Source organism: Dactylosporangium sp. NPDC051087 (assembly GCF_055586325.1).
Genome location: NZ_JBVJIJ010000001.1, coordinates 516,922 through 535,756, shown reverse-complemented (window position 1 = coordinate 535,756; position 18,835 = coordinate 516,922). Strand labels below are relative to the sequence as shown.

Annotated in this window: 19 protein-coding genes, 2 tRNA genes and 1 other RNA gene; 8 read left to right on the top strand and 14 right to left on the bottom strand. The window is 72.0% G+C overall.

The genetic code is table 11. The features are described from left to right. The first annotated feature begins 182 nt into the window (after positions 1–182). Together ACZ6TV_RS02475 and ACZ6TV_RS02470 are read left to right on the top strand one after the other, a co-directional pair. Complete coding sequence (locus ACZ6TV_RS02475; protein ID WP_465294486.1) at positions 183–887, top strand: HNH endonuclease family protein; 705 nt, start codon at positions 183–185, stop codon at positions 885–887. 411 nt (positions 888–1,298) lie between these two features. Then, a complete protein-coding gene (locus ACZ6TV_RS02470) occupies positions 1,299–1,541 on the top strand; it encodes a hypothetical protein (protein WP_465294484.1) in 243 nt (80 codons plus the stop codon). A 56-nt stretch (positions 1,542–1,597) separates the two neighbouring features. Here ACZ6TV_RS02470 and recR read toward each other — a convergent pair whose 3' ends face one another. The 4 genes from recR to ffs form a co-directional block, all read right to left on the bottom strand. Next, a complete protein-coding gene (recR, locus tag ACZ6TV_RS02465; RefSeq protein ID WP_033364926.1) occupies positions 1,598–2,191 on the bottom strand; it encodes a recombination mediator RecR in 594 nt (197 codons plus the stop codon). A gap of 9 nt (positions 2,192–2,200) precedes the next feature. Next, positions 2,201–2,521, bottom strand: coding sequence for a YbaB/EbfC family nucleoid-associated protein (locus ACZ6TV_RS02460; protein ID WP_465294905.1), 321 nt, complete (start codon positions 2,519–2,521; stop codon positions 2,201–2,203). Positions 2,522–2,992: 471 nt separating this feature from the next. Next, a complete protein-coding gene (locus ACZ6TV_RS02455) occupies positions 2,993–6,199 on the bottom strand; it encodes a DNA polymerase III subunit gamma and tau (RefSeq protein ID WP_465294903.1) in 3,207 nt (1,068 codons plus the stop codon). Between the two features lie 101 nt (positions 6,200–6,300). Further along, positions 6,301–6,394, bottom strand: an RNA gene (ffs, locus tag ACZ6TV_RS02450) — signal recognition particle sRNA small type. A 55-nt stretch (positions 6,395–6,449) separates the two neighbouring features. On the opposite strand from ffs, the gene ACZ6TV_RS02445 reads away from it, so the two are divergent. Further along, a tRNA-Ser gene (locus tag ACZ6TV_RS02445) sits at positions 6,450–6,537 on the top strand. A 56-nt stretch (positions 6,538–6,593) separates the two neighbouring features. Here the strand turns inward: ACZ6TV_RS02445 and ACZ6TV_RS02440 are convergent. The 6 genes from ACZ6TV_RS02440 to ACZ6TV_RS02415 form a co-directional block, all read right to left on the bottom strand. Continuing rightward, entirely contained in the window at positions 6,594–7,100 is a 507-nt protein-coding gene (locus ACZ6TV_RS02440; protein WP_465294481.1) for a hypothetical protein, read from the bottom strand. Between the two features lie 44 nt (positions 7,101–7,144). Continuing rightward, positions 7,145–8,800, bottom strand: a complete 1,656-nt coding sequence (locus ACZ6TV_RS02435) for a methyl-accepting chemotaxis protein (protein WP_465294479.1) — start codon at positions 8,798–8,800, stop codon at positions 7,145–7,147. A 51-nt stretch (positions 8,801–8,851) separates the two neighbouring features. Then, the gene (locus ACZ6TV_RS02430; RefSeq protein ID WP_465294477.1) at positions 8,852–9,286 is read right to left on the bottom strand and encodes an acyl-CoA thioesterase; all 435 of its coding nucleotides are present in this window, start codon (positions 9,284–9,286) and stop codon (positions 8,852–8,854) included. Continuing rightward, a complete protein-coding gene (locus tag ACZ6TV_RS02425; RefSeq protein WP_465294475.1) occupies positions 9,283–9,909 on the bottom strand; it encodes a TetR family transcriptional regulator C-terminal domain-containing protein in 627 nt (208 codons plus the stop codon). The genes ACZ6TV_RS02430 and ACZ6TV_RS02425 overlap by 4 nt, the downstream gene beginning before the upstream one ends. Before the next feature lie 36 nt (positions 9,910–9,945). After that, positions 9,946–11,058 carry a sensor histidine kinase gene (locus ACZ6TV_RS02420; RefSeq protein WP_465294473.1) on the bottom strand — a complete coding sequence of 371 codons (1,113 nt, stop codon included), beginning with the start codon at positions 11,056–11,058 and terminating at the stop codon, positions 9,946–9,948. 166 nt (positions 11,059–11,224) lie between these two features. After that, on the bottom strand, positions 11,225–11,881 hold the full coding sequence (locus tag ACZ6TV_RS02415) for a response regulator transcription factor (protein WP_465294471.1): 657 nt from the start codon (positions 11,879–11,881) through the stop codon (positions 11,225–11,227). 87 nt (positions 11,882–11,968) lie between these two features. On the opposite strand from ACZ6TV_RS02415, the gene ACZ6TV_RS02410 reads away from it, so the two are divergent. The 4 genes from ACZ6TV_RS02410 to ACZ6TV_RS02395 are packed head-to-tail and all read left to right on the top strand — an operon-like array spanning position 11,969 to position 15,277. After that, positions 11,969–12,433, top strand: a complete 465-nt coding sequence (locus ACZ6TV_RS02410) for a hypothetical protein (RefSeq protein WP_465294469.1) — start codon at positions 11,969–11,971, stop codon at positions 12,431–12,433. Beyond that, positions 12,430–13,458 (top strand): peptidoglycan-binding protein, encoded by a 1,029-nt coding sequence (locus ACZ6TV_RS02405; protein ID WP_465294467.1) that lies wholly within the window; start codon positions 12,430–12,432, stop codon positions 13,456–13,458. The genes ACZ6TV_RS02410 and ACZ6TV_RS02405 overlap by 4 nt, the downstream gene beginning before the upstream one ends. Beyond that, positions 13,455–14,105 (top strand): ABC transporter ATP-binding protein, encoded by a 651-nt coding sequence (locus tag ACZ6TV_RS02400; protein WP_465294465.1) that lies wholly within the window; start codon positions 13,455–13,457, stop codon positions 14,103–14,105. Before ACZ6TV_RS02405 ends, ACZ6TV_RS02400 begins: the two co-directional genes overlap by 4 nt. Next, the gene (locus ACZ6TV_RS02395; protein ID WP_465294463.1) at positions 14,102–15,277 is read left to right on the top strand and encodes an ABC transporter permease; all 1,176 of its coding nucleotides are present in this window, start codon (positions 14,102–14,104) and stop codon (positions 15,275–15,277) included. Before ACZ6TV_RS02400 ends, ACZ6TV_RS02395 begins: the two co-directional genes overlap by 4 nt. Here ACZ6TV_RS02395 and deoD read toward each other — a convergent pair. Continuing rightward, complete coding sequence (gene deoD, locus ACZ6TV_RS02390; RefSeq protein WP_465294461.1) at positions 15,270–15,977, bottom strand: purine-nucleoside phosphorylase; 708 nt, start codon at positions 15,975–15,977, stop codon at positions 15,270–15,272. The two genes, ACZ6TV_RS02395 and deoD, sit on opposite strands and share 8 nt — an antisense overlap. A gap of 67 nt (positions 15,978–16,044) precedes the next feature. Between deoD and ACZ6TV_RS02385 the strand changes: the two genes are divergently transcribed. After that, a tRNA-Ser gene (locus tag ACZ6TV_RS02385) sits at positions 16,045–16,131 on the top strand. A gap of 91 nt (positions 16,132–16,222) precedes the next feature. Here the strand turns inward: ACZ6TV_RS02385 and ACZ6TV_RS02380 are convergent. The 3 genes from ACZ6TV_RS02380 to ACZ6TV_RS02370 all read right to left on the bottom strand — a co-directional run bounded on the left by ACZ6TV_RS02380 (position 16,223) and on the right by ACZ6TV_RS02370 (position 18,796). Beyond that, the gene (locus ACZ6TV_RS02380) at positions 16,223–17,428 is read right to left on the bottom strand and encodes a Fic family protein (RefSeq protein ID WP_465294459.1); all 1,206 of its coding nucleotides are present in this window, start codon (positions 17,426–17,428) and stop codon (positions 16,223–16,225) included. 392 nt (positions 17,429–17,820) lie between these two features. Then, positions 17,821–18,246, bottom strand: a complete 426-nt coding sequence (locus ACZ6TV_RS02375) for a nucleoside deaminase (protein WP_465294457.1) — start codon at positions 18,244–18,246, stop codon at positions 17,821–17,823. 28 nt (positions 18,247–18,274) lie between these two features. Further along, the gene (locus ACZ6TV_RS02370; RefSeq protein ID WP_465294455.1) at positions 18,275–18,796 is read right to left on the bottom strand and encodes a tRNA adenosine deaminase-associated protein; all 522 of its coding nucleotides are present in this window, start codon (positions 18,794–18,796) and stop codon (positions 18,275–18,277) included. Positions 18,797–18,835: the final 39 nt, after the last annotated feature.

Genomic DNA, 18,835 nt, shown 5'->3' with positions numbered 1-18,835 from the left:
GTCGTCCGATTTATGTGGGTCCTGCCCAGGTTTTCGTTCGCATGCGGCTGATCCTGCCGGGCGCGGTGTCCCGTGCGACAGGGACCACGGTCCCGGCTCGACGAGGCCCGTCGCCCGCTCGTGTCGGGAATCGCACCGTGGCGCTGCGCGCGCCGCGTGCGTCGATGCCGCACAGTGGTGGCGTGCGCCCCTCCAACGGCAAAGCCGTCATCCTCGCCCTCGCGCTCGCCACGGTGCTCACCGGCGCCGGCAGCTGCGAGGTCTCCTCCACGCCGGGCGCGGCCGCGCCCAGCTCGTCGACCACCGCGGGCAACGGTGGTGCGACCACCGGCGCGTCGAAGCCGCCCGCCGGCAACCCCGCCGGCGCCGCGGCCGCGCTCGACCAGCTCACCGTCGCCGCAGCTGGGTCGATGGCCGGCTACAGCCGCGAGAAGTTCACCCACTGGATCGGGCAGGGCGACGGCTGCGACACCCGCGACGTCGTGCTCAAGCGTGACGGCAAGAACGTCAAGGCCGACGCCGAATGCAAGATCCTTTCCGGTAACTGGCACAGCCTGTACGACGACAAGGACCTCACCGACCCGAAGGCGCTCGACATCGACCACATGGTGCCGCTCGCCGCCGGCTGGCGGTCCGGTGCGAGCAAGTGGACCGACGAGCAGCGCAAGCAGTTCGCCAACGACCTGACCAGGCCGCAGCTCTTCGCCGTCAGCCTCCAGTCGAACCGGTCCAAGGGTGACCAGGACCCGTCGACGTGGAAGCCGCCGAACAAGGCCTACTGGTGCACGTATGCGCAAGACTGGGTAACGGTGAAGAGCTTCTACAAGCTGACCGTCACCGCCGCCGAGAAGTCGGCGCTGACGGACATGCTGGCGACCTGCAAGTAGGCAGCGCGCATACTCGTTTTCTCGTGCGATCGAAGGGCGGCCGGAATGGCAGACGCGGCACCGGGGCCAGGAGCGGCACCGGCTACAACGGAGGCATCGGCCGCCCCCGCACCAACTCCCCCGGCAGCGGCTCCAGTCGCGGCCGCTGCTGATGTACAGGCCGCCTCGGCGCCTGCCACTCCGGCGGCCGCGGCTCCGGCTGCTCCGGCTGCTGCATCGTCTCCGGCTTCCGCGGCGCCCGCTGATCCGGCTGCCGGGGCTGCGGCTTCTGACGCTGCCGGTACTGCTGATGCTTCTGGTGCCGCTGGTGCCGCTGGTGCCGCTGGTGCCTCTGCTTCCGACGCTGCCGGTGCTCCCGGCGCTGCCGGTGCTTCGGCCGAGGCCGCTCCGGGCGGCGGGTCGGCGGCGCCGTTGACGACGGACATCATGGCGGGGCCCGGCGGGGTGATGACCGACGAGGTCGGCGTCGTCACCGGCGAGCTGACCCTGCGGTCCGAGGTCGACGCCAGCGGCGCCGCGCTCGTGCGGGTGCAGTACAAGGACGCCGAGGAGTGGTACGTGGTGACCGGCACCAAGACCCACCTCGGCAACCCCGCCGACATCGCCGCCGTCCACGCCGTGGCGGTCGGCATCCTGAACCGCCCCGAGGGCTGAGCCGCCCGGCTCAGCCCGCCCGCTTCAGGCTGCCCGCTGGCTTCAGAACGCTGGCTTCAGACCGCTCGGCGGCCCTCGAACGCGCGGCCGAGCGTGATCTCGTCCGCGTATTCGAGGTCGCCGCCGACCGGAAGTCCGCTGGCCAGCCGGGTCACGTTGAGCCCCATCGGCTTGACCAGCAGCGCCAGGTACGTCGCGGTGGCCTCCCCCTCGGTGTTGGGGTCGGTCGCGAGGATCAGCTCCTTGCAGGTGCCGTCGGCGAGCCGCATCATCAGCTCCCGGACCTTCAGGTTGTCCGGTCCCACGCCCTCGAGCGGGTTGATCGCCCCGCCGAGCACGTGATACCTGCCCCGGAACTCACCCGTCCGCTCGATCGCCACGACGTCCTTGGGCTCCTCGACGACGCAGAACACCTCGTCGCTGCGGCGCGGGTCGCGGCAGATCCGGCACAGGTCCGACTCCGCCACGTTGAAGCAGCGCGTGCAGAACCGCACGAGCTCCTTCACCCGCGTCAGCGCCTGGGCGAGCCGCTTCACGTCCGACGGGTCGGACGACAGCACGTGGAACGCGATCCGCTGCGCGCTCTTCGGACCGACCCCGGGCAGCCTGCCCAGCTCGTCGATCAGGTCCTGGATGGCACCTTCGTACATCTGCGGCGGTTAGAATCCGGGCAGCCCGAGGCCGCCGCCCAACCCACCGAGACCCGCGGTCAGCGGCCCCATCTTCTCCTCCGTCAGGTCCTTCGCGGCCTGCGCGGCATTGTGCAGCGCCGCCACCACCAGGTCCTCGAGGGTCTCCACGTCATCCGGGTCGACCACCTTCGGGTCGATCTTGACGCTGACGATCTCACCCGACCCGCGCACGACGGCCGTGACGAGACCGCCACCGGCCGTGCCGGTCAGCTCGGTCTCGGCCAGCTCGGCCTGCGCGGCGACCATCTGCTGCTGCATCTTCTGCGCCTGCTTCATCATCTGCTGCAGGTTGGGCTGTCCACCGGGGCGCACGATCTGCTCCTCTTCGATATTCGGTCAATGCTCAGCTGGTCTTACCCTGGCTCGTGTAGCTGGTATACCTCAGCCGGCGGTCAGTCTCGCCACCGCCACACCCCGGCAACCGCGAACCTGCCCCCGCGCCGCGAGCCTGCCCCGCGCCGCGAGCCTGTCGCGCCGCAGAACCCGCACCCGCCGCGAACCTGTCGTCGCCGTTACTCTGCCCGGCCCTGACCTGGGTCCTTCCGGCGGCGGCCGGACCGCGGAGAGCCTCCGGTCGCAGGTCACGCCCGTCGGTCCTGCCTCGTGCTCCGCTGATCCCAGCTCGCGCTCGTCGATTTCCGCTCGTGCTCCGACGGTCTCAGCGTGCGCGGTCGGTATCAGCGCGCCCTGTCGGTCTCCGCTCGTGCTCTGCTGGTCTCAGCTCGTGCTCTGTTGATCTCGGCTCGTGGTTTGTTGGTCTCAGCTCGTGGTCTCGCCGATCTTCTCCGCCCCGAGTGCCTCGCTGAGCAGCCGCAGCGCGGCCTCCTCGCTGGACTCCCGGACCGAGTTGGCGTCGTCGAGCAGCTCATCCCCAGGGTCCAAGCCCGGAAACCGCGGATCGGCGACGGGCCGGTCATACTCCGGGTCATACGGCGGCTCGTCCGCCCCCATGCCCTCCCACGCCGACTCGACCACCGGCGCGGCCGCGGCCGTCCCCCGGCGAGGAGCGTTCGCCGCCCTGCTGGCCGCCTCCCGGGCCTGCTCGATCGCGCTGCGCGGCCGGGCACCGTTCTGCGGTTTGCCGCCGGGGGCCTGCCGGCCGCCCTGCGTGCGCGCACCGTTGGAACCGTGCGCCGCGGCGGCCGGACCACCGCCCGGCGCGCCCTGGGTGCCGTTGGCAAGGCCCTGCGCGTCGCCACCGGGACCGTGCCCGCCGCCGCCGTTGAACGCCGGTCTGTCCCCCTGCGGCCTGGTCGCGACCTGCGTCTGCCCACCTGACGCCGAACCCCCGGGCGTGGCCGTGACGGGCCACTCGCTCACCTGGCCGCCACCCGCCGGCGTCTGATCGCCGGCCGAACCGCGCGGGTCAGCCAAGGTCCCACCGGACGGCGTCCGGATCGCCCCGCCCGGCACCGCAGGCGCCGGCCAGCCGTCGGACCGTCCCGCCGCCCCACCGCCGGGCACCGCGGGTGCCGGCCAGCCGTCGGACTGCCCCGCCCCACCGCCCGGGACCGCCGGTGTCGGCCACCCGCCGCCGGCCTGCCCAGAACCCTGCGCACCACCGTGCGACTGACCGCCGCCCGGCAATCCACCACCGGGCTGAGCGCCACCGAGTGGAGCGCTGCCAGGCAGGCCGCCGCTGAACTGACCGCTGCCGGGCATATCGCCGCCGGGCCGGCCTGGGGTCGACGACCCGCTGATGGGCTGCCCGGCGCCGGAGTGCCCGCCGTGCGGAAGGCCGTCACGGGACTGGTCACCGCCGGGGAAAGCACCGCGCGACTGGGAAGGCTGGTGATCGGCGTGGGCCTGCGACGTGCCGGTCGGGGCCTGAGCTGTCTGGAAACCTCCGGGCACGGCCGCCGGCGTGGGCCAGCCGTCACCTGCGCCCGCCGGACCGCCCGAGCCCGCACCCGCCGGACCGCCGAAGCCTGCCGGACCGCCCGAGCCTGAGCCCGCCGGACCACCGAAGCCCGCCGAACCGCCCGAGCCTGACGGGCCGGAGGGGTGGGGGGACGCGGCGCTCATGGCCGCCGTGCGGGCGTCCACGGGCACAGGGTCGCCCGCCGGGCGGGCAGGAGTGGGCCAGCCCTCGGCGGACTGCTGGGGCACCGCTGGGCCGCCGCGAGGACCGCCGTCACCGGGGGCCGAGGGCGTGGGCGACCCACCGCCGGGGCCGGACGGTGTCGGGCGGGGTGGGCTGGGGCGGCTGCCGCCTCCGCCTCCGCCGCCGGGCTGGCCGCCGACCTCGCATCTGACCTGCCATTTGCCGCCGAGCAGCTCGCTCAGGGCGGCGATCAGCACGTCGGGTGAGGCATTGAGCATGTTGGCGTGCGCGGTGTGCTTGAAGCCGAGGACGAGCGTGGTGCCCTCGACGTCCTGCACGGTCGCCTCGCGGACGATCGCCGCGGCCTTCTTGGACCTGCCGCTCACCAGGGACAGCACGTCGGTCCACACCCGGCGGACGGCGACGGCGTCGAGCGCACCGACGCCCTGCGCCGGGACCGGAGGCGCGGGAGCGGCGGCCGGTGGAGGCGAAACGGGCTGGGCCTGCTCCACCGCCGCGGTGACCGGCTCGGCCGCATACCCCTGCGGCTCCTGCGCGGGAGGCTGAGCGACATACGTGGAGGGCTGCCCACCGTCGACCCGGTCGGCGGCCGGGGCCGGAACGCCGGAGACCTGGACGGCAGGCGGCTGAACAACCTCGGCAGGCGGCTGAGCGGCAGGAGCCTGAGCAACAGTGGGCTGAGCCGCAGCGGGCTGGGCCGCAGGGGCCGGGACCGCCGCCGGGGCGGGAACGGGACCGCCCGCGAGCAGGCGCCGCTCCATGCGCTCGAGACGCTGCAGCAACGCATTGCTGGCGTCGTCGGCGCCCGGGAGCAGCATGCGGGCGGTGATCAGCTCCAGCAGCAGCCGCGGCGCGGTGGTGCCGCGCATCTCCGTCAGGCCGTCGTGGACGATGTCGGCGAAGCGGGACAGCGTCGCCTGCCCGAGCTGGGCCGCCTGGGCGCCCATCCGCTCCAGCTGGTCGTGCGGGGCGTCGAGCAGGCCCTTGGCGACGGCGTCGGGCACCTGCTGCAGGACAATCAGGTCGCGGAGCCGCTCCAGCAGGTCGGAGGCGAAGCGCCGCGGGTCGTGGCCGGCCTCGACGACCCGGTCGATGACGCCATAGGCGCCGCGGCCGTCGTCGGCGGCCAGGGAGTCGCACATCTCGTCGATGAGCGCGACGTCGGTGACGCCGAGCAGGGCGACGGCCCGCTGATAGGTGACGCCGTCGGGGCCGGCGCCGGAGATCAGCTGGTCGAGGACCGACAGCGAGTCACGGGCGCTGCCCGCGCCGGCGCGGACGACCAGCGGGAACACCGCCGGCTCGACCTTGACGCCCTCGGACGTGGTCAGCTGCTCCAGATAGGGCCGCAGCACGCCGGGCGGGATCAGCCGGAACGGGTAGTGGTGGGTGCGGGACTTGATCGTCCCGAGGACCTTCTCGGGCTCCGTGGTCGCGAAGACGAACTTCACGTATTCCGGCGGCTCCTCGACGAGCTTGAGCAGCGCGTTGAAGCCCGCCGAGGAGACCATGTGGGCCTCGTCGATGACATAGACCTTGAAGCGGCTGGAGACGGGCGCGAAGAACGCCCGCTCCCGCAGGTCGCGCGCGTCGTCGACGCCACCGTGGCTGGCGGCGTCGATCTCGATCACGTCGATGGAGCCGGAGCCGTCGGGCGCGAGGGCGCGGCACGAGTCGCACTCGCCGCAGGGGTCCGGCGTCGGGCCCTTCTCACAGTTGAGCGAGCGGGCCAGGATGCGGGCGCTGCTCGTCTTGCCGCAGCCGCGGGGGCCGGAGAAGAGGTAGGCATGGTTGAGCCGGCCCGAGCGCAGCGCCTGTGACAGCGGCTCTGTGACGTGCTCCTGCCCGATCACCTCGGCGAACGTGCGAGGGCGGTACTTGCGGTACAGCGCGAGCGCCACCAGCGGTCCCTCCGTTCGCGTCATCGGCTCGGTGTAGCGGGACCACGGTACCTCCAGGCACCGACAAAACCCGCCCAGCGACCCGACCGGGGTCCGGACATGAAGGCGCCACCCGTGCACCCGTCAGAGCTCACTTATCCTTGCTGCCTTCCGGCCCTGGGGAGGTTCGTAAGATGACGCCGCACGAGTGGCTTGAGGAACACAATACCCCGTAGCGCGGAGCCGGTGAGGCATGGGTATCCTGGCGCACGGAGGATTCGCCTAGAGGCCTAGGGCGCACGCTTGGAAAGCGTGTTGGGATAAAACCCTCACGAGTTCGAATCTCGTATCCTCCGCCAGCCTGACCAGGCAGAACGCCGGGAAGCCCACCAGGGCCGCCCGGCGTTTCGGTCTCTCAGGGGGTCAGCCGGGCCAGGTCCGCGAGGGTGAAGTGCAGCCCCGGCGGTCCGACCGGGCGCACGGTGCCGTCGTCCTCCAGGGTGTACTGCCCCTGCGCCGGGTTGAGCAGTGAGGCCGGCGCGTCGTCGTACATCTCGACGAACACGAGATAGTGACCGCCGGGTCGCAGGCCGATGCCGCCCTCCTCGATGTGCTCCGTGCCACGGTGGCGGCCGCCGCCCTGCTTGATCTCCAGCCGCGCCGGTGCCCGGCCCTTGTACGCCCGTACGACAGCGGCGGCGAACACCGTGTGCACCATCGGCACCGTGTCCGTCGCGGGACGCACCTCGCTCCCGGCCTCGAGCCGCACCTCGGCGACGAGGTCCGCGGCGGCGAACAGCTCGTCCAGCGTCTGATACTGCGGGTAGTCGGCCTGATATCGGACCGTCTTCGCCGTCATGTCCGGCCGGCCGGTGCAGCCGGCGAGCATCAGCGCCAGGGCGGCGACCAGGATGAGCCTCATGCCCGTTGGACCGCCGGCAACCCAAAAAGGTTCCCCGGCGGCGGTCAGGTGCGGAAGCGCCCGGCGAGCTGCTGGAGCTCGTCGCTGAGGCGGGTCAGGTCGGCGACCGCCTGGTCGGCCTCGGCGAGGTTGGTGGTGGTCTGCTGGGTCGCGCCGGCCACGCCGGTGATGTTGGTGGCGATGTCGGTGGAGGACTCGGCGGTGTCGGCGACGCTGCGGCTCATCTCCTTCGTCGTGGCGCTCTGCTCCTCGACGGCGGCGGCGATCGTGAGCTGGTACTCGTTGATGCGCGAGATGATGGCGCTGATGCGGCTGATCGCCTCGACGGCCTCGGCGGTGTCGACCTGGATGGCGCTGACCTGTTCGGAGATCTGGCCGGTGGCCCGGGCGGTCTCCTGAGCCAGGTCCTTGACCTCGCTGGCCACGACCGCGAAGCCCTTGCCGGCCGCGCCGGCCCTGGCGGCCTCGATGGTGGCGTTGAGGGCGAGCAGGTTGGTCTGCGTCGCGATGGCGGTGATGGTCGCGACGATGTTGCCGATCTCCGCGGAGGAGGCGCCGAGCTGGGAGACGGTGTTGGTGGTGGTCGCCGCGACGGTGACCGCCTCGGCGGCGACGGTGACCGCCTCGTTGGCGTTGCGGGCGATCTCGCGGATCGAGGCGTCCATCTCGTCGGCGCCGGCCGCCGCCGCCTGGGTGTTGGTGGACACGCTGCCCGCCGAGGAGGCGACCAGCCCGGCCTGCCGGGCGGCCTCCGACGCGCTGCCGGCCAGGAGCTTCGTCACCGACGTGAGCCGGGAGGTGCTCTGGCCGAGGGTGCGGGACCCGGCGGTCAGCGAGGAGACGGTGTCGCGCAGCCCGGTGCGGGCCTCGTTGACGGCGAACGCCATCCGGCCCAGTTCGTCGCGTCCGCGCACCTCGGCGGCCATGGTCAGATCGCCCGCGGCGACGGCGCCGAGGGCCACGGACACACTGGACAGCTGGCGGCGGGTGAGCCGGGCCGCCCAGACCGCGAGGACCAGCGCGAGCAGTACACCCACCGCATAGGCAACGATCATGGTGTTGCGGGCATCCGAGAACCTCGCCTCCACCTGCGCGGACCGGGTCTGCGCCTCGGAGAGCTCGAGGTCCTGCATCTTCTGCACCGAGGCGAGCAGCGCCGTCTCGATCTGCTCCGCCTGCTGCTGTTGCTGCGCGTCGGGCACGGCCGACCGGCCGGCGGGGCCCTCGCCCAGGAACGCGGCGTTGCGCAGCTGCCGGTAGTTGGCGACGCTCGCCGCGAGGGCGTCCGCGGCGGCGAGGCGGGCCGGGGAGGACGACGCGGCCTTGCGGTAGGCGTCCAGGTGCCGGTCGAGTCCGGCGTCCGCCTGGGTGATGTTGTCGCGGGCCGCCGTGACCTGCGCCGGGGTGGCCTTCGGCGACGACGTGGTCAGCACGTAGACGAAGACGGTGCGGTAGAGCAGGCCGATGTCGCCGCGCAGCTCCGAGAAGTCGCTGAGGCTGTCCAGGTGATGGGCCTTGATGGTGCGTACGTCGCCGCGCATGCCCAGCATCGTGGACAGCGACGCGGTGCCGATGATCAGCGCCACCAGCGCGACGACGCCCACGACCAGGGCGTTGCGCGCGTTGAGGCTGAGGTCCGCCAGCAGGCCGGTGAGCCGCCCGCGCGGCACGGTCACTTCGATGTCGGCCCGTCGCTGCATCCTGTCGCACCTTCCGTCCGGATCGAATACAGGACGGATCGGCGAAGGCGGCTAAGAGCTGAGCAAAGTGCTCGCGTGCGCGCGGGCGTCGTCGCTCCACGGCGCGGGCCGCAGGGTGCGCGGGTCGAGCTTCACGTTGACCCGCCGGCCTTCCGCGTGGACGGTCCGCCCGTCGGCGGACAGGATGCGGAATCGGTAGACGGCGCTGGTCTCGCCGAGGGTCTCGATCCAGAAGTGGACGCCGATCTCGCCGGTGCCGCGGACCGGCGCGCGGTAGGAGATCGAGTACTCCGCGACGGCGTGCATCACGTCGGACGTGGTCGGGCGGCCGCCGGCGTAGGAGTGGCCGCGCTCGCTCCACCACTGCGACAGGGCGCGCTCCAGGAAGACGGCGTAGCGGGCGTTGTGCACGATGCCCATCGCGTCGAGGTCGTCGAAGTGCACGACGAACGGGGCGACGTGCCCGGGCAGGACGGCAGCGGTCATGTCAGACCTTCCAGAGCAGGGGTGAGGGCCAGGGCGCGCAACCGCTGGAGGGCGGCCGCCCGCGCATACGTGTAGACCTCGTCCGCGCGCAGCAGGCGGGACTCGTACACCGCGGCGGTGCCCAGCGCGTTGAGCTCGAACGCGAGCTGCGCGGCGGGGACGTCGGCCGGCAGCTCGCCCAGCTCGACGGCCTCCGCGATCAGCCGCTCCAGCAGGGTGTGCCAGTCGGCGAGGGCGGCGCTGAGCGCGTCGCGGACGCTGCCGGGCCGGACCGTGAACTCGAACTGCGCGTTGGCGAAGAAGCAGCCGCCGGGCAGTGCGCCGCTCGCCATGTCGGCCAGGCGGCTCTCCTGCAGCGCCCACAGCCGGCGGATGCCGCGCGGTGCCCGCAGTGCCGGGCGCACGACCACCTCGGTGAAGCGCCGCTCCGCGTGGGCGACGGCCGCGAGCTGCAGCTCCTCCTTCGTCGACCAGTGCGCGAACAGGCCGGACTTGCTGACCCCGGCCCGCTCGGCGAGCTGGCTGAAGGAGAGCCCGTCCAGGCCCGACTCGGTCGCCAGCGCGACGGCCACGTCGAGGGTCGCGGTGCGGGCGCGCTCACCGCGCAGGAGTCGGCCGTCCATAGGATGACCGTACCAACTAAAAGACCGATCGATCGGTTAGTTTTGTGTGGGCAGGGTCACCGTGACGACGAGCCCGCCACCGTCGCGGGGGCGCGCGTCGACCCGCCCGCCGTGCGCGACGGCGACCGAGCGCACGATCGACAGGCCCAGCCCCGTCCCGTGCTGGGAGCCGGTCCGCGACCGCAGCCGCCGGAACGGTTCGAACAGCCGCGGCACCTCGTAGTCCGGGATGAGCGGGCCGGTGTTCTCCACGACGAGCTCGGCGTGCGCGCCGTCCGTGCGGGTCCGGACCCAGACCGTCCCGTCCGGCACGTTGTAGGCGGCCGCGTTGTCGACGAGGTTCTGCACCACCCGCTCGAGCAGCACGGGGTCGCCGACGGTGACGGCCGGCTCCAGCTCGGTGCGCGCGCTGCCGCCGGCGGCGGTGACGTGCCGGGCGATCGAAGCCACGTCGACCTTCTCGTGCACGGTCAGCGCCTGTTCGGAGGCGACCAGGGTCAGCAGCCCGTCGATCAGCCGCTCGTGCCTGGCGTTGACCGCGAGCAGCGTCTCCCCGAGGTGTACGAGCTCCGGAGGCGGCGACGGGCGGCCCAGCGCCACCTCGATCAGCGTGCGGTTGATGGTCAGCGGCGTGCGCAGCTCGTGCGACGCGTTGGCCACGAACCGCCGCTGCCCGTCGAACGCCGTGTCGAGCCGCTCCAGCATCGAGTCGAAGGTGTCCGCCAGCTCCTTGATCTCGTCGGCCGGGCCCTGCAGCGCGATCCGCTCGTGCAGGCTGCCGCCGGCCACCCGTCGGGCGGTCTCGGTGATCCGCCCGACGGGCCGCAGCGCCCGCTCCGCCATCAGCCAGCCGAACCCGACCCCGATCACGGTCACCACGCCGAGCGCGATCGCGCCCTGGGTGAGCAGCGCGTCCAGGGTGTTGCGCTCGATCTCCATCTGCCGCGCCTGCAGCTGCTGGACGAACTGGTTGATCTCGACGTCGCCGACCTTGATGTTCGCCGGCAGGTCGACGGCGGCGCCGGCCCCGCGCTGGTGGATGTTCTGCTTGACGAGGAAGTACGTGACGCCGAGCAGGATCGTCCCGCCGAGCAGGAAGAGCACGCCGTACAGGACGGTGAGCCGCGTCCGGATCCCCAGCCCGCTCACGCCGTCACCTCCGCTGCGCTCCGGCGCCGGCCCGAGCCACCCCGCACCCATGGTGAGCGGCCCGAGCCGCTCCGCTGGCCACCCCGCACCCACGGTGAGCGGCCCGAGCCGCTCCGCTGGCCACCCCGCACCCATGGTGAGCGGCCCGAGCCGCTCCGCTGGCCGCTCACGGGATCTGGTAGCCGACGCCGGCCACCGTCTCGATCACCGGTGGGTCGCCGAGCTTGCGGCGCAACGTCATCACTGTGACGCGCAGCACGTTGGTGAACGGGTCGATGTGCTCGTCCCAGGCCCGCTCCAGGAGCCGCTCGGCGCTCAGGACCGCGCCGCCGGCCCGCAGCAGCTCCTCCAGGACCGCGAACTCCTTGCGGGTCAGCGCGACATAGTGCCCGCCGCGGAACACCTCGCGCCGGTTGGGATCCAGCCGCAGGTCGCCGCGCTCCAGGATCGGCGGCGTCGCGGCCCTGGCCCGGCGGCCGAGCGCCCGCACCCGCGCGACGAGCTCCGCGAACGCGAACGGCTTGCCGAGATAATCGTCGGCGCCGAGCGACAGACCGTCGACCCGGTCGAGGACCGCCGAGGCGGCCGTCAGCATCAGGATCCGGGTCTCGGGCAGCTCGGCGCTCACCCACCGGCAGACCTCGTCGCCGCCGACCGACGGCAGGTCCCGGTCGAGGATCAGCACGTCGTACTCGTTGACCCCGAGCCGCTCCAGGGCGCCGTCGCCGTCATAGGCCACGTCGACCGCGAACGACTCCCGGCGCAGGCCTTCGGCGACCGCGTCGGCCAGCAGCTGTTCGTCCTCGACCACCAGTACCCGCACGGGTCCATGGTGCCCGCACGGCGCATAAGCCCGGGGTAAGCCCGCGGGTTCACGGCCCGTTTATCGGCCGAGGCGTCTGCTGCGGGGATGCGACGAATCCTGCTGACGGCGGTGCTGCTGCTGGCCGCCTGTTCATCCACCGCCGGTCCTTCCGTTGCCACCGCCGGCGGGGGTACCGCCGCGTCGGCCTCCCCGTCCACGGACAAGGCGGAGGCCAACCGGCAGTTCGCCCGGTGCATGCGCGAGCACGGCGTCGAGGTGCCCGACCCCGGACCGGACGGCACGCTGGACTTCGGCCCCGACGTGGACCGCGCCAAGGTCACCGAGGCGATGCCCGCCTGCCAGCGGCTGCTGCCGGGCGGCGGCACGCTGAGCAACCTCTCGCCCGAGCAGCTCGAGCAGGCCCGCAAGTTCGCCAAATGCATGCGCGAGCACGGCGTCGACATGCCCGACCCGGACCCGGCCAGCGGCGTCGCCGACCTGATGAAGAAGGCGGGCAGCCCCGGGTTCCAGGAAGCGGCGGAGGCGTGCAAGGGCGTGGTGGGCCGGTGAGGCGGGTCCTGCTGACCGCCCTGCCGGTGCTGCTGCTCGCCGGCGCCGGCGGGTGGCTGCTGCTGGACCGCGACCCGGCGCCCGCCGCCGGCCGCGCCCCCACGGCGACCACGAAGATCACCCGCGGGACGCTCACCGAGACCGAGGACGTCGACGGGACCCTCGACTTCGGCGCCGCGACCACCGTCACCGGCCGGCTGCCCGGCATGATCACCGGACTGCCCGCCGAGGGTGGCACCGTCGAGCGGGGCGGGCCGCTCTATCACGTGGACGGTCTGCCGGTGCTGCTCATGTACGCCCCCGCGCCGCTGCACAGGACGCTCCGCGCCGGCGACGAAGGAGCGGACGTCGCGGCCTTCGAGGCCAACCTCGCGGCGCTCGGGTTCAAGGGGTTCACCGTCGACGACTCGTATACGTCGTTGACGGCCTCGGCGGTCCGGGACTGGCAGGAGCGGCTCGGCCTGCCGGAGACCGGGGTCGTCGAGCTCGGCAGGGTCGTCATGGCGCCCGCCGCGGTCCGGGTCGGGGCCGTCAAGGCGCACCTCGGCGACACCGCGACCGGCCCCGTCCTGGAGTGGACCGGCCGGGACCGGCAGGTGACGGTCAGGCTCGACGTCACCAAGCAGAGCCTGGCCACGGTCGGCGACCAGGCGACGGTGAAGCTCCCCGACGGCGCCACCGTGCCCGGCACGATCACCGCGATCGGCGCCGTCGCCACCGTCGAGCAGGGGCCGCCGAAGATCGTCACCGTCGCCGTGACCGTGTCCCTGACCTCGCAGGACCGGCTCGGTTTCTACTCCTCCGCGCCCGTCGACGTCACGCTCGTCGCGGAGCGCCGGGACGACGTGCTCAGCGTGCCGGTGTCGGCGCTCGTCGCCCTCGCCGAGGGTGGGTACGGGCTGCAGCTCCTCGACGGGGACGCGGTCCGGACCGTGGCCGTCACGACCGGGCTCTTCGCCGAGGGCCGCGTGGAGATCTCCGGCCCGGACGTCCGCGAGGGCCTGACCGTCGGCTCCGCGGCATGATCGCGCTCAGGGACGTGCGGAAGTCGTACACCGGCGGCATCCAGGCACTCGACGGCGTCTCCCTGTCGGTGGCGGCCGGCGAGCTGCTGGCGATCGTGGGCCCGTCCGGATCCGGCAAGTCGACGATGCTCAACCTCATCGGCACGCTCGACCGGGCGACCAGCGGGGTCGTCGAGATCGCCGGGCTCGACGTCGCGACGCTCGACGACGACCGGCTGTCCGGGCTGCGCGCCACGACGATCGGGTTCGTGTTCCAGCATTTCCACCTGGCGCCGGGCGTGAGCGCGCTCGACGGCGTCGCCGACGGGCTGCTCTATTCGGGGGTCGGCCGCGCTGAGCGGCGCCGGCGGGCCGCCGCCGCGCTCGAGCGGGTCGGGCTCGGGCACCGGGCCACCCACCGGCCGCATCAGCTGTCCGGCGGTGAGCGGCAGCGGGTCGCCGTGGCCCGCGCCCTCGTCGGCGCGCCCGCGCTGCTGCTCGCCGACGAGCCGACCGGCAACCTCGACACCGCGGCCGGCCGGTCGGTGCTGCGGCTGCTGCTGGACCTGCACGCGGACGGCACCACCGTCGTGGTGATCACGCACGACCGGGACATCGCGGCGGCCCTGCCCCGGCGGGTGTCGATGCGCGACGGGAGGATCCTGTGAGGCTGTCCTTCTTCGATGTCCTCCGCGTCGGTACCGCCGGGCTGCGGGCCCGTCCGCTGCGGGTGGTGCTGTCGGCGCTGGGCATCGCCATCGGGATCGCGGCCATGATCGCCGTGGTGGGCATCTCGACGTCGAGCCGGGCGCAGCTCGACCGCGAGCTCGACGCCCTGGGCACGAACCTGCTCGCGGTCGGCCCGGGGAAGTCGTTCTTCGGGGAGGCGTCACACCTGCCGGAGACGGCGCCGGCGATGGTCGCCCGGATCGGCCCGGTCACCTCGGTCTCCTCGACCGGCCGGGTGGTGTCCTCGCGGGTGTACCGGACGGACCGCATCCCCGCCACGGAGACGGGCGGCATCGCGGTACTGGCCGCCTCGCCTACGCTGCCGTCCACCGTCGGCGGGACCATGTCCGCCGGCTCATGGCTCGGGACCGGCCCGGCGCCCACGGTGGTGCTCGGGGCGCGGGCCGCCACCCTGCTCGGCCTCCCGGGGACGCCGGGTCTGGGGCTCCGGGTCTGGCTGGGCGGACACTGGTTCACGGTCGCCGGCGTGCTGTCACCGGTGCCGCTGGCGCCCGAACTCGACACCGCCGCGCTCGTCAGCTGGCCGGCCGCCACGGCCCTGCTCGGCTTCGACGGCTACCCGACGACCGTCTACACCCGGACCCACCCGGACGCCGTCGCCTCCGTCGCCGCCGTGCTCGCCGCGACCGCCAACCCTTCAGCGCCGAACGAGGTCCAGGTGTCCCGCCCCTCCGACGCCCTGGCCGCCCGCGCGGCGGTCGATTCGGCGTACACCGGCCTCCTGCTCGGCCTGGGCGCGGTGGCCCTGCTCGTCGGCGGCGTCGGCGTCGCCAACACGATGGTCATCTCCGTGCTGGAACGCCGCGCCGAGATCGGCCTCCGGCGGGCCCTCGGCGCCCGGCGGGGCCAGATCCGGCTGCAGTTCCTCACCGAGTCGCTACTGCTGTCCCTGCTCGGCGGCGCCGCCGGCGCCCTGCTGGGCACCGCCGTGACGGGCTGCTACGCGCTGCTGCAGGGGTGGCCCTTCGTGGTGCCGCTCTGGGCCCCGGCCGGCGGGCTGGCCGCCACGCTGGTCGTCGGCGGCCTGGCCGGGCTGGTCCCCGCGATGCGGGCCGCCCGGCTCTCACCGACCCTCGCCCTGGCTACCTGATGATCGCCTTCAGCGCGATCTCCACCATCTGGCCGAACGTCTGCTCCCGCTCCTGCGCGGTGGTCCGCTCGCCCGTCTTGATGTGGTCGCTGACCGTCAGCAACGTCAGCGCCTTCGCCTGGAACCGCGCGGCGATCGTGTACAGCGCGGCCGACTCCATTTCCACCGCGAGCACCCCGTAGTCGGCGAGCCGGTCGTACAGGTCGGGCCGATCCGTGTAGAACGCGTCCGCGGCGAGGATCGGCCCGACCCGCATGGCGATGCCCTGCGCCTCGGCCACGTCGACCGCGTTGCGCAGCAGCCCGAAGTCCGCGACCGGCGCGTAGTCGATCAGCCCGTCGAACCTGGCCCGGTTCATGTTCGAGTCCGTGCTCGACCCGATCGCCGCCACCACGTCCCGCAGCTTCAGCGACTCGACCAGCGCCCCGCAGCTGCCCACCCGAACGAGCGATTTCACCCCGTAGTCGTTGATCAGCTCATGGGCGTAGATGCTCGCCGACGGCATCCCCATCCCCGACCCCTGGACACTGACCCTCGTCCCCTCGAACGTCCCCGTGTACCCGAACATGTTGCGCACCGTCGAGTAGCAGCGCGCCCCCTCCAGGAACGTCTCGGCGATCCACTTGGCCCGCAACGGGTCCCCAGGCATCAGGACAAGTTCAGCGATGTCGCCCGGCTCAGCGCCGATGTGCGTGCTCATACCCCCGATCCTCGCAAACGGCGATCCCCCGCGCAGACGCGCCCGGGCATCCGGTAGCCTTCTCGGCGGTGGCGTGTCCGAGTGGCCTAAGGAGCACGCCTCGAAAGCGTGTGAAGGTGCAAGCCTTCCCGGGGTTCGAATCCCCGCGCCACCGCACCTCGGCCAGCGTGAACGCCCGGCTCGTCCCCACGGACGAGCCGGGCGTTCGTCGTTCTGGTCCCAGTTCCGCGCCCCGGTCCGGATCGTCAGAACAGGGTGGGATTGCTGCCTTGCCGGCGGCCGGTAACGATCCGCAGGACTTCGTTGCACACGAACAGCCGGTTGATCCGGCGCCCCGTGATCTCGTGCAGGATCTCGTGTTTCACGAGTTTCGCGACGGCCTGATTGGCGGTCTCGAAGGGCCTCCTCAGCAAATTGGCGGCCGTCGGCACATCGATCACGGGGAAACCGATGAGCATCTCCGCCAATTCCAAAGCAGAACTTCGCACGCCGGCATCCCGCAGGGCCTTCACCATCGCTTCCTTCAGAGCCACCAAGTCAAGAGTCGCTTGGACCGCATCGTCAGCCTGCACTCGCACGCCCTCGGCGATGAACGACACCCATGAGTCGAAGTCGCCGGTGAGGCTGACATCGAGCAAACCCTCGATGTACTCGTGTTTGTGCTCATCAAGCCAGGGCGCAAGACTCAGAACCGGCTGACGTAGGACGCCGTCCTGCATCAGTTGAAGGAGCATGATCAGGCGTCCGAGCCTGCCGTTACCGTTGTTGTACGGATGCAACGCCTCGAACTGGTAGTGACCCAGCGCCAGCTTCACAATCGGCGATATGTAGTTCTCGGCGTTGATCCACTTCTCCCACTCGCTGAAACCCTCCTCCAAGTGGCTTCCAGGCGGCGCGGGAACAAGTCGAGCGTCGGTCACCGGTCGACCTCTACTTCCGATCGCAACCTGGTGACGCCGAAGATCACCCGCCTCATAGGAGGAGTCGTCCGGCGTACCGGCAACGATTTCTTTCTGTGTCTGACCCAAGAGAGTGCGGCTGATGGGGTAGGTCTTCAGCAGACGCAGCGCCATCTCTGTAGCGCGTACATAGTTGAAGATCTCGCGCTGTTCGGTCGTTTGCTGACTTTCGGCGAGGAAGTCAGCCTCAAGAACCTCGTCGAACGCGGCGTACGTGCCCTCGAGAGCCGAGGTGCTCACCGCCTCACGGCGGATGATCGGGCGGATGAGCAACTGAGGGTTGGGTATCTGAGCCACTGCCTGATCGAGGCGGGCGACGGCCATCGCCGCCTTCGTGGCCAGGTCAAGGGTCCGCGGTTGTAGCTCCGGGCTGGCGGGCAAGGGGTTTGGCACATACGCGAAGTAGTGGAAGTCAGTGCCGGTTCGTGGGTCTACGCCGGTGATCGGGACCAACTGACCGGTTAAGGAGCGTCGGAGTGCATCGAGGTCCACGTTCATGATTATGGCCGATTTCCTGAACGCCTCGCTCAGGGATTCAGGGTTTCCTGAACCCGCTGGCCACCGATTCAGGAAAAGCTCAAGGATCCTGAACGACGGTCGCGGGAGTTCAGGATCTCCTGCGCCACGCTTCCGACGGACCCTCGCTCCTTCGCCGGGTCAGTCAATCGTCTCAGTTGTCGTCTCATTCGCCAGCGTCCGCCGAACCCTCACGCACAGGTCACGGACTGTCCAGGTCCGTGCCGGACGCGGGTGGGCAGACCCGCGAAAGCGTGTGAAGGTGCAAGCCGTCCCGGGGTTCGAATCCCCACGCCACCGCACCTCGGCCAGCGCGACGCCCGGCACCTCCCTCCGGAGGGACCGGGCGTCCTGCGTTTCCGGTCGCTTCAGCGGTGGGTGTTGAAGAACGTGCGGAGCAGCGTGGCGGAGTCGGCGGCCAGTACACCGGCGACCACCTCAGGACGGTGGGTCAGTCGGCGGTCGCGCAGGACGTCCCACAGTGAGCCCGCGGCGCCTGTCTTCGGCTCCCAGGCGCCGAAAACGACGGTGGCGATGCGGGAGAGCACCAGGGCGCCCGCGCACATGGTGCAGGGCTCGACGGTGACCACGAGGGTGCAGTCCTCCAGGCGCCACGCGCCGAGGTGGGTGGCGGCGCGGCGCAGGGCGAGGAGTTCCGCGTGCGCGGTGGGGTCGCCGGTGGCCTCGCGTTCGTTGTGGGCGGCGGCGAGCTCCGTGCCGTCGGGGCCGATGACGACCGCCCCGATCGGCACGTCGGGGCCGGCGGACGCGGCGACCGTCAGGGCCCGCCGCATCGCCGGCTCCCAGCGCTGGTGCACCGGGTCAGGCCTCGCGCAGCTCTTCGATCTCGTCGCCGGCGCCGATCGCCTGGCAGATCTCCGCGGTGAGGTCGGCCGGGAGCATGCCCTCCTGGGCGCACAGCTCCAGCAGCCGACCGCCGGGCAGGCCCAGGTCGGCGAGGAGCTCGGGGTCGCCCACGGGCTCGATGTCGGGCTCGGCCGACGGCCGGTCCTCGTCGTCATCGTCGTCGTCGGTGTCGGCCTCCTCGTCGACGATCTCCGGCACCTGCTCCTCGATGTCGCCGAGGAGGATGGCGCCGAGGCGTGACTCGGCGGCGAAGATCGAGTCGGAGCCGAAGATCCGCAGATCCTCGCCGTCGTCGAGGCGCAGGATCACCAGATACGCGTCGTCGGACTCGACGAACAGCAGTGACACCGTCGCGTCCGGGTCGGTGTCGCGAAGGCGTTCGGTGATCTCCTCGACGTCGGCGACGCCACTGAGGTCGAGCTCGGCCGCGGCCCAGCTCTTGGAGCCGCGTGTGACAGCGGCAGCGAAGTGCGACACGGTCCCCCCGGTCGGTGTTCGTCGTTACCCAAGAACACT

What these genes read in the sequence shown, in the direction of transcription:
- recR (WP_033364926.1), bottom strand. Translation starts at nt 2,191, where the DNA reads ATGTACGAAGGTGCCATCCAGGACCTGATCGACGAGCTGGGCAGGCTG.
- ACZ6TV_RS02440 (WP_465294481.1), bottom strand. Translation starts at nt 7,100, where the DNA reads ATGAGGCTCATCCTGGTCGCCGCCCTGGCGCTGATGCTCGCCGGCTGC.
- ACZ6TV_RS02435 (WP_465294479.1), bottom strand. Translation starts at nt 8,800, where the DNA reads ATGCAGCGACGGGCCGACATCGAAGTGACCGTGCCGCGCGGGCGGCTC.
- ACZ6TV_RS02430 (WP_465294477.1), bottom strand. Translation starts at nt 9,286, where the DNA reads ATGACCGCTGCCGTCCTGCCCGGGCACGTCGCCCCGTTCGTCGTGCAC.
- ACZ6TV_RS02425 (WP_465294475.1), bottom strand. Translation starts at nt 9,909, where the DNA reads ATGGACGGCCGACTCCTGCGCGGTGAGCGCGCCCGCACCGCGACCCTC.
- ACZ6TV_RS02410 (WP_465294469.1), top strand. Translation starts at nt 11,969, where the DNA reads ATGCGACGAATCCTGCTGACGGCGGTGCTGCTGCTGGCCGCCTGTTCA.
- ACZ6TV_RS02400 (WP_465294465.1), top strand. Translation starts at nt 13,455, where the DNA reads ATGATCGCGCTCAGGGACGTGCGGAAGTCGTACACCGGCGGCATCCAG.
- deoD (WP_465294461.1), bottom strand. Translation starts at nt 15,977, where the DNA reads ATGAGCACGCACATCGGCGCTGAGCCGGGCGACATCGCTGAACTTGTC.
- ACZ6TV_RS02375 (WP_465294457.1), bottom strand. Translation starts at nt 18,246, where the DNA reads ATGCGGCGGGCCCTGACGGTCGCCGCGTCCGCCGGCCCCGACGTGCCG.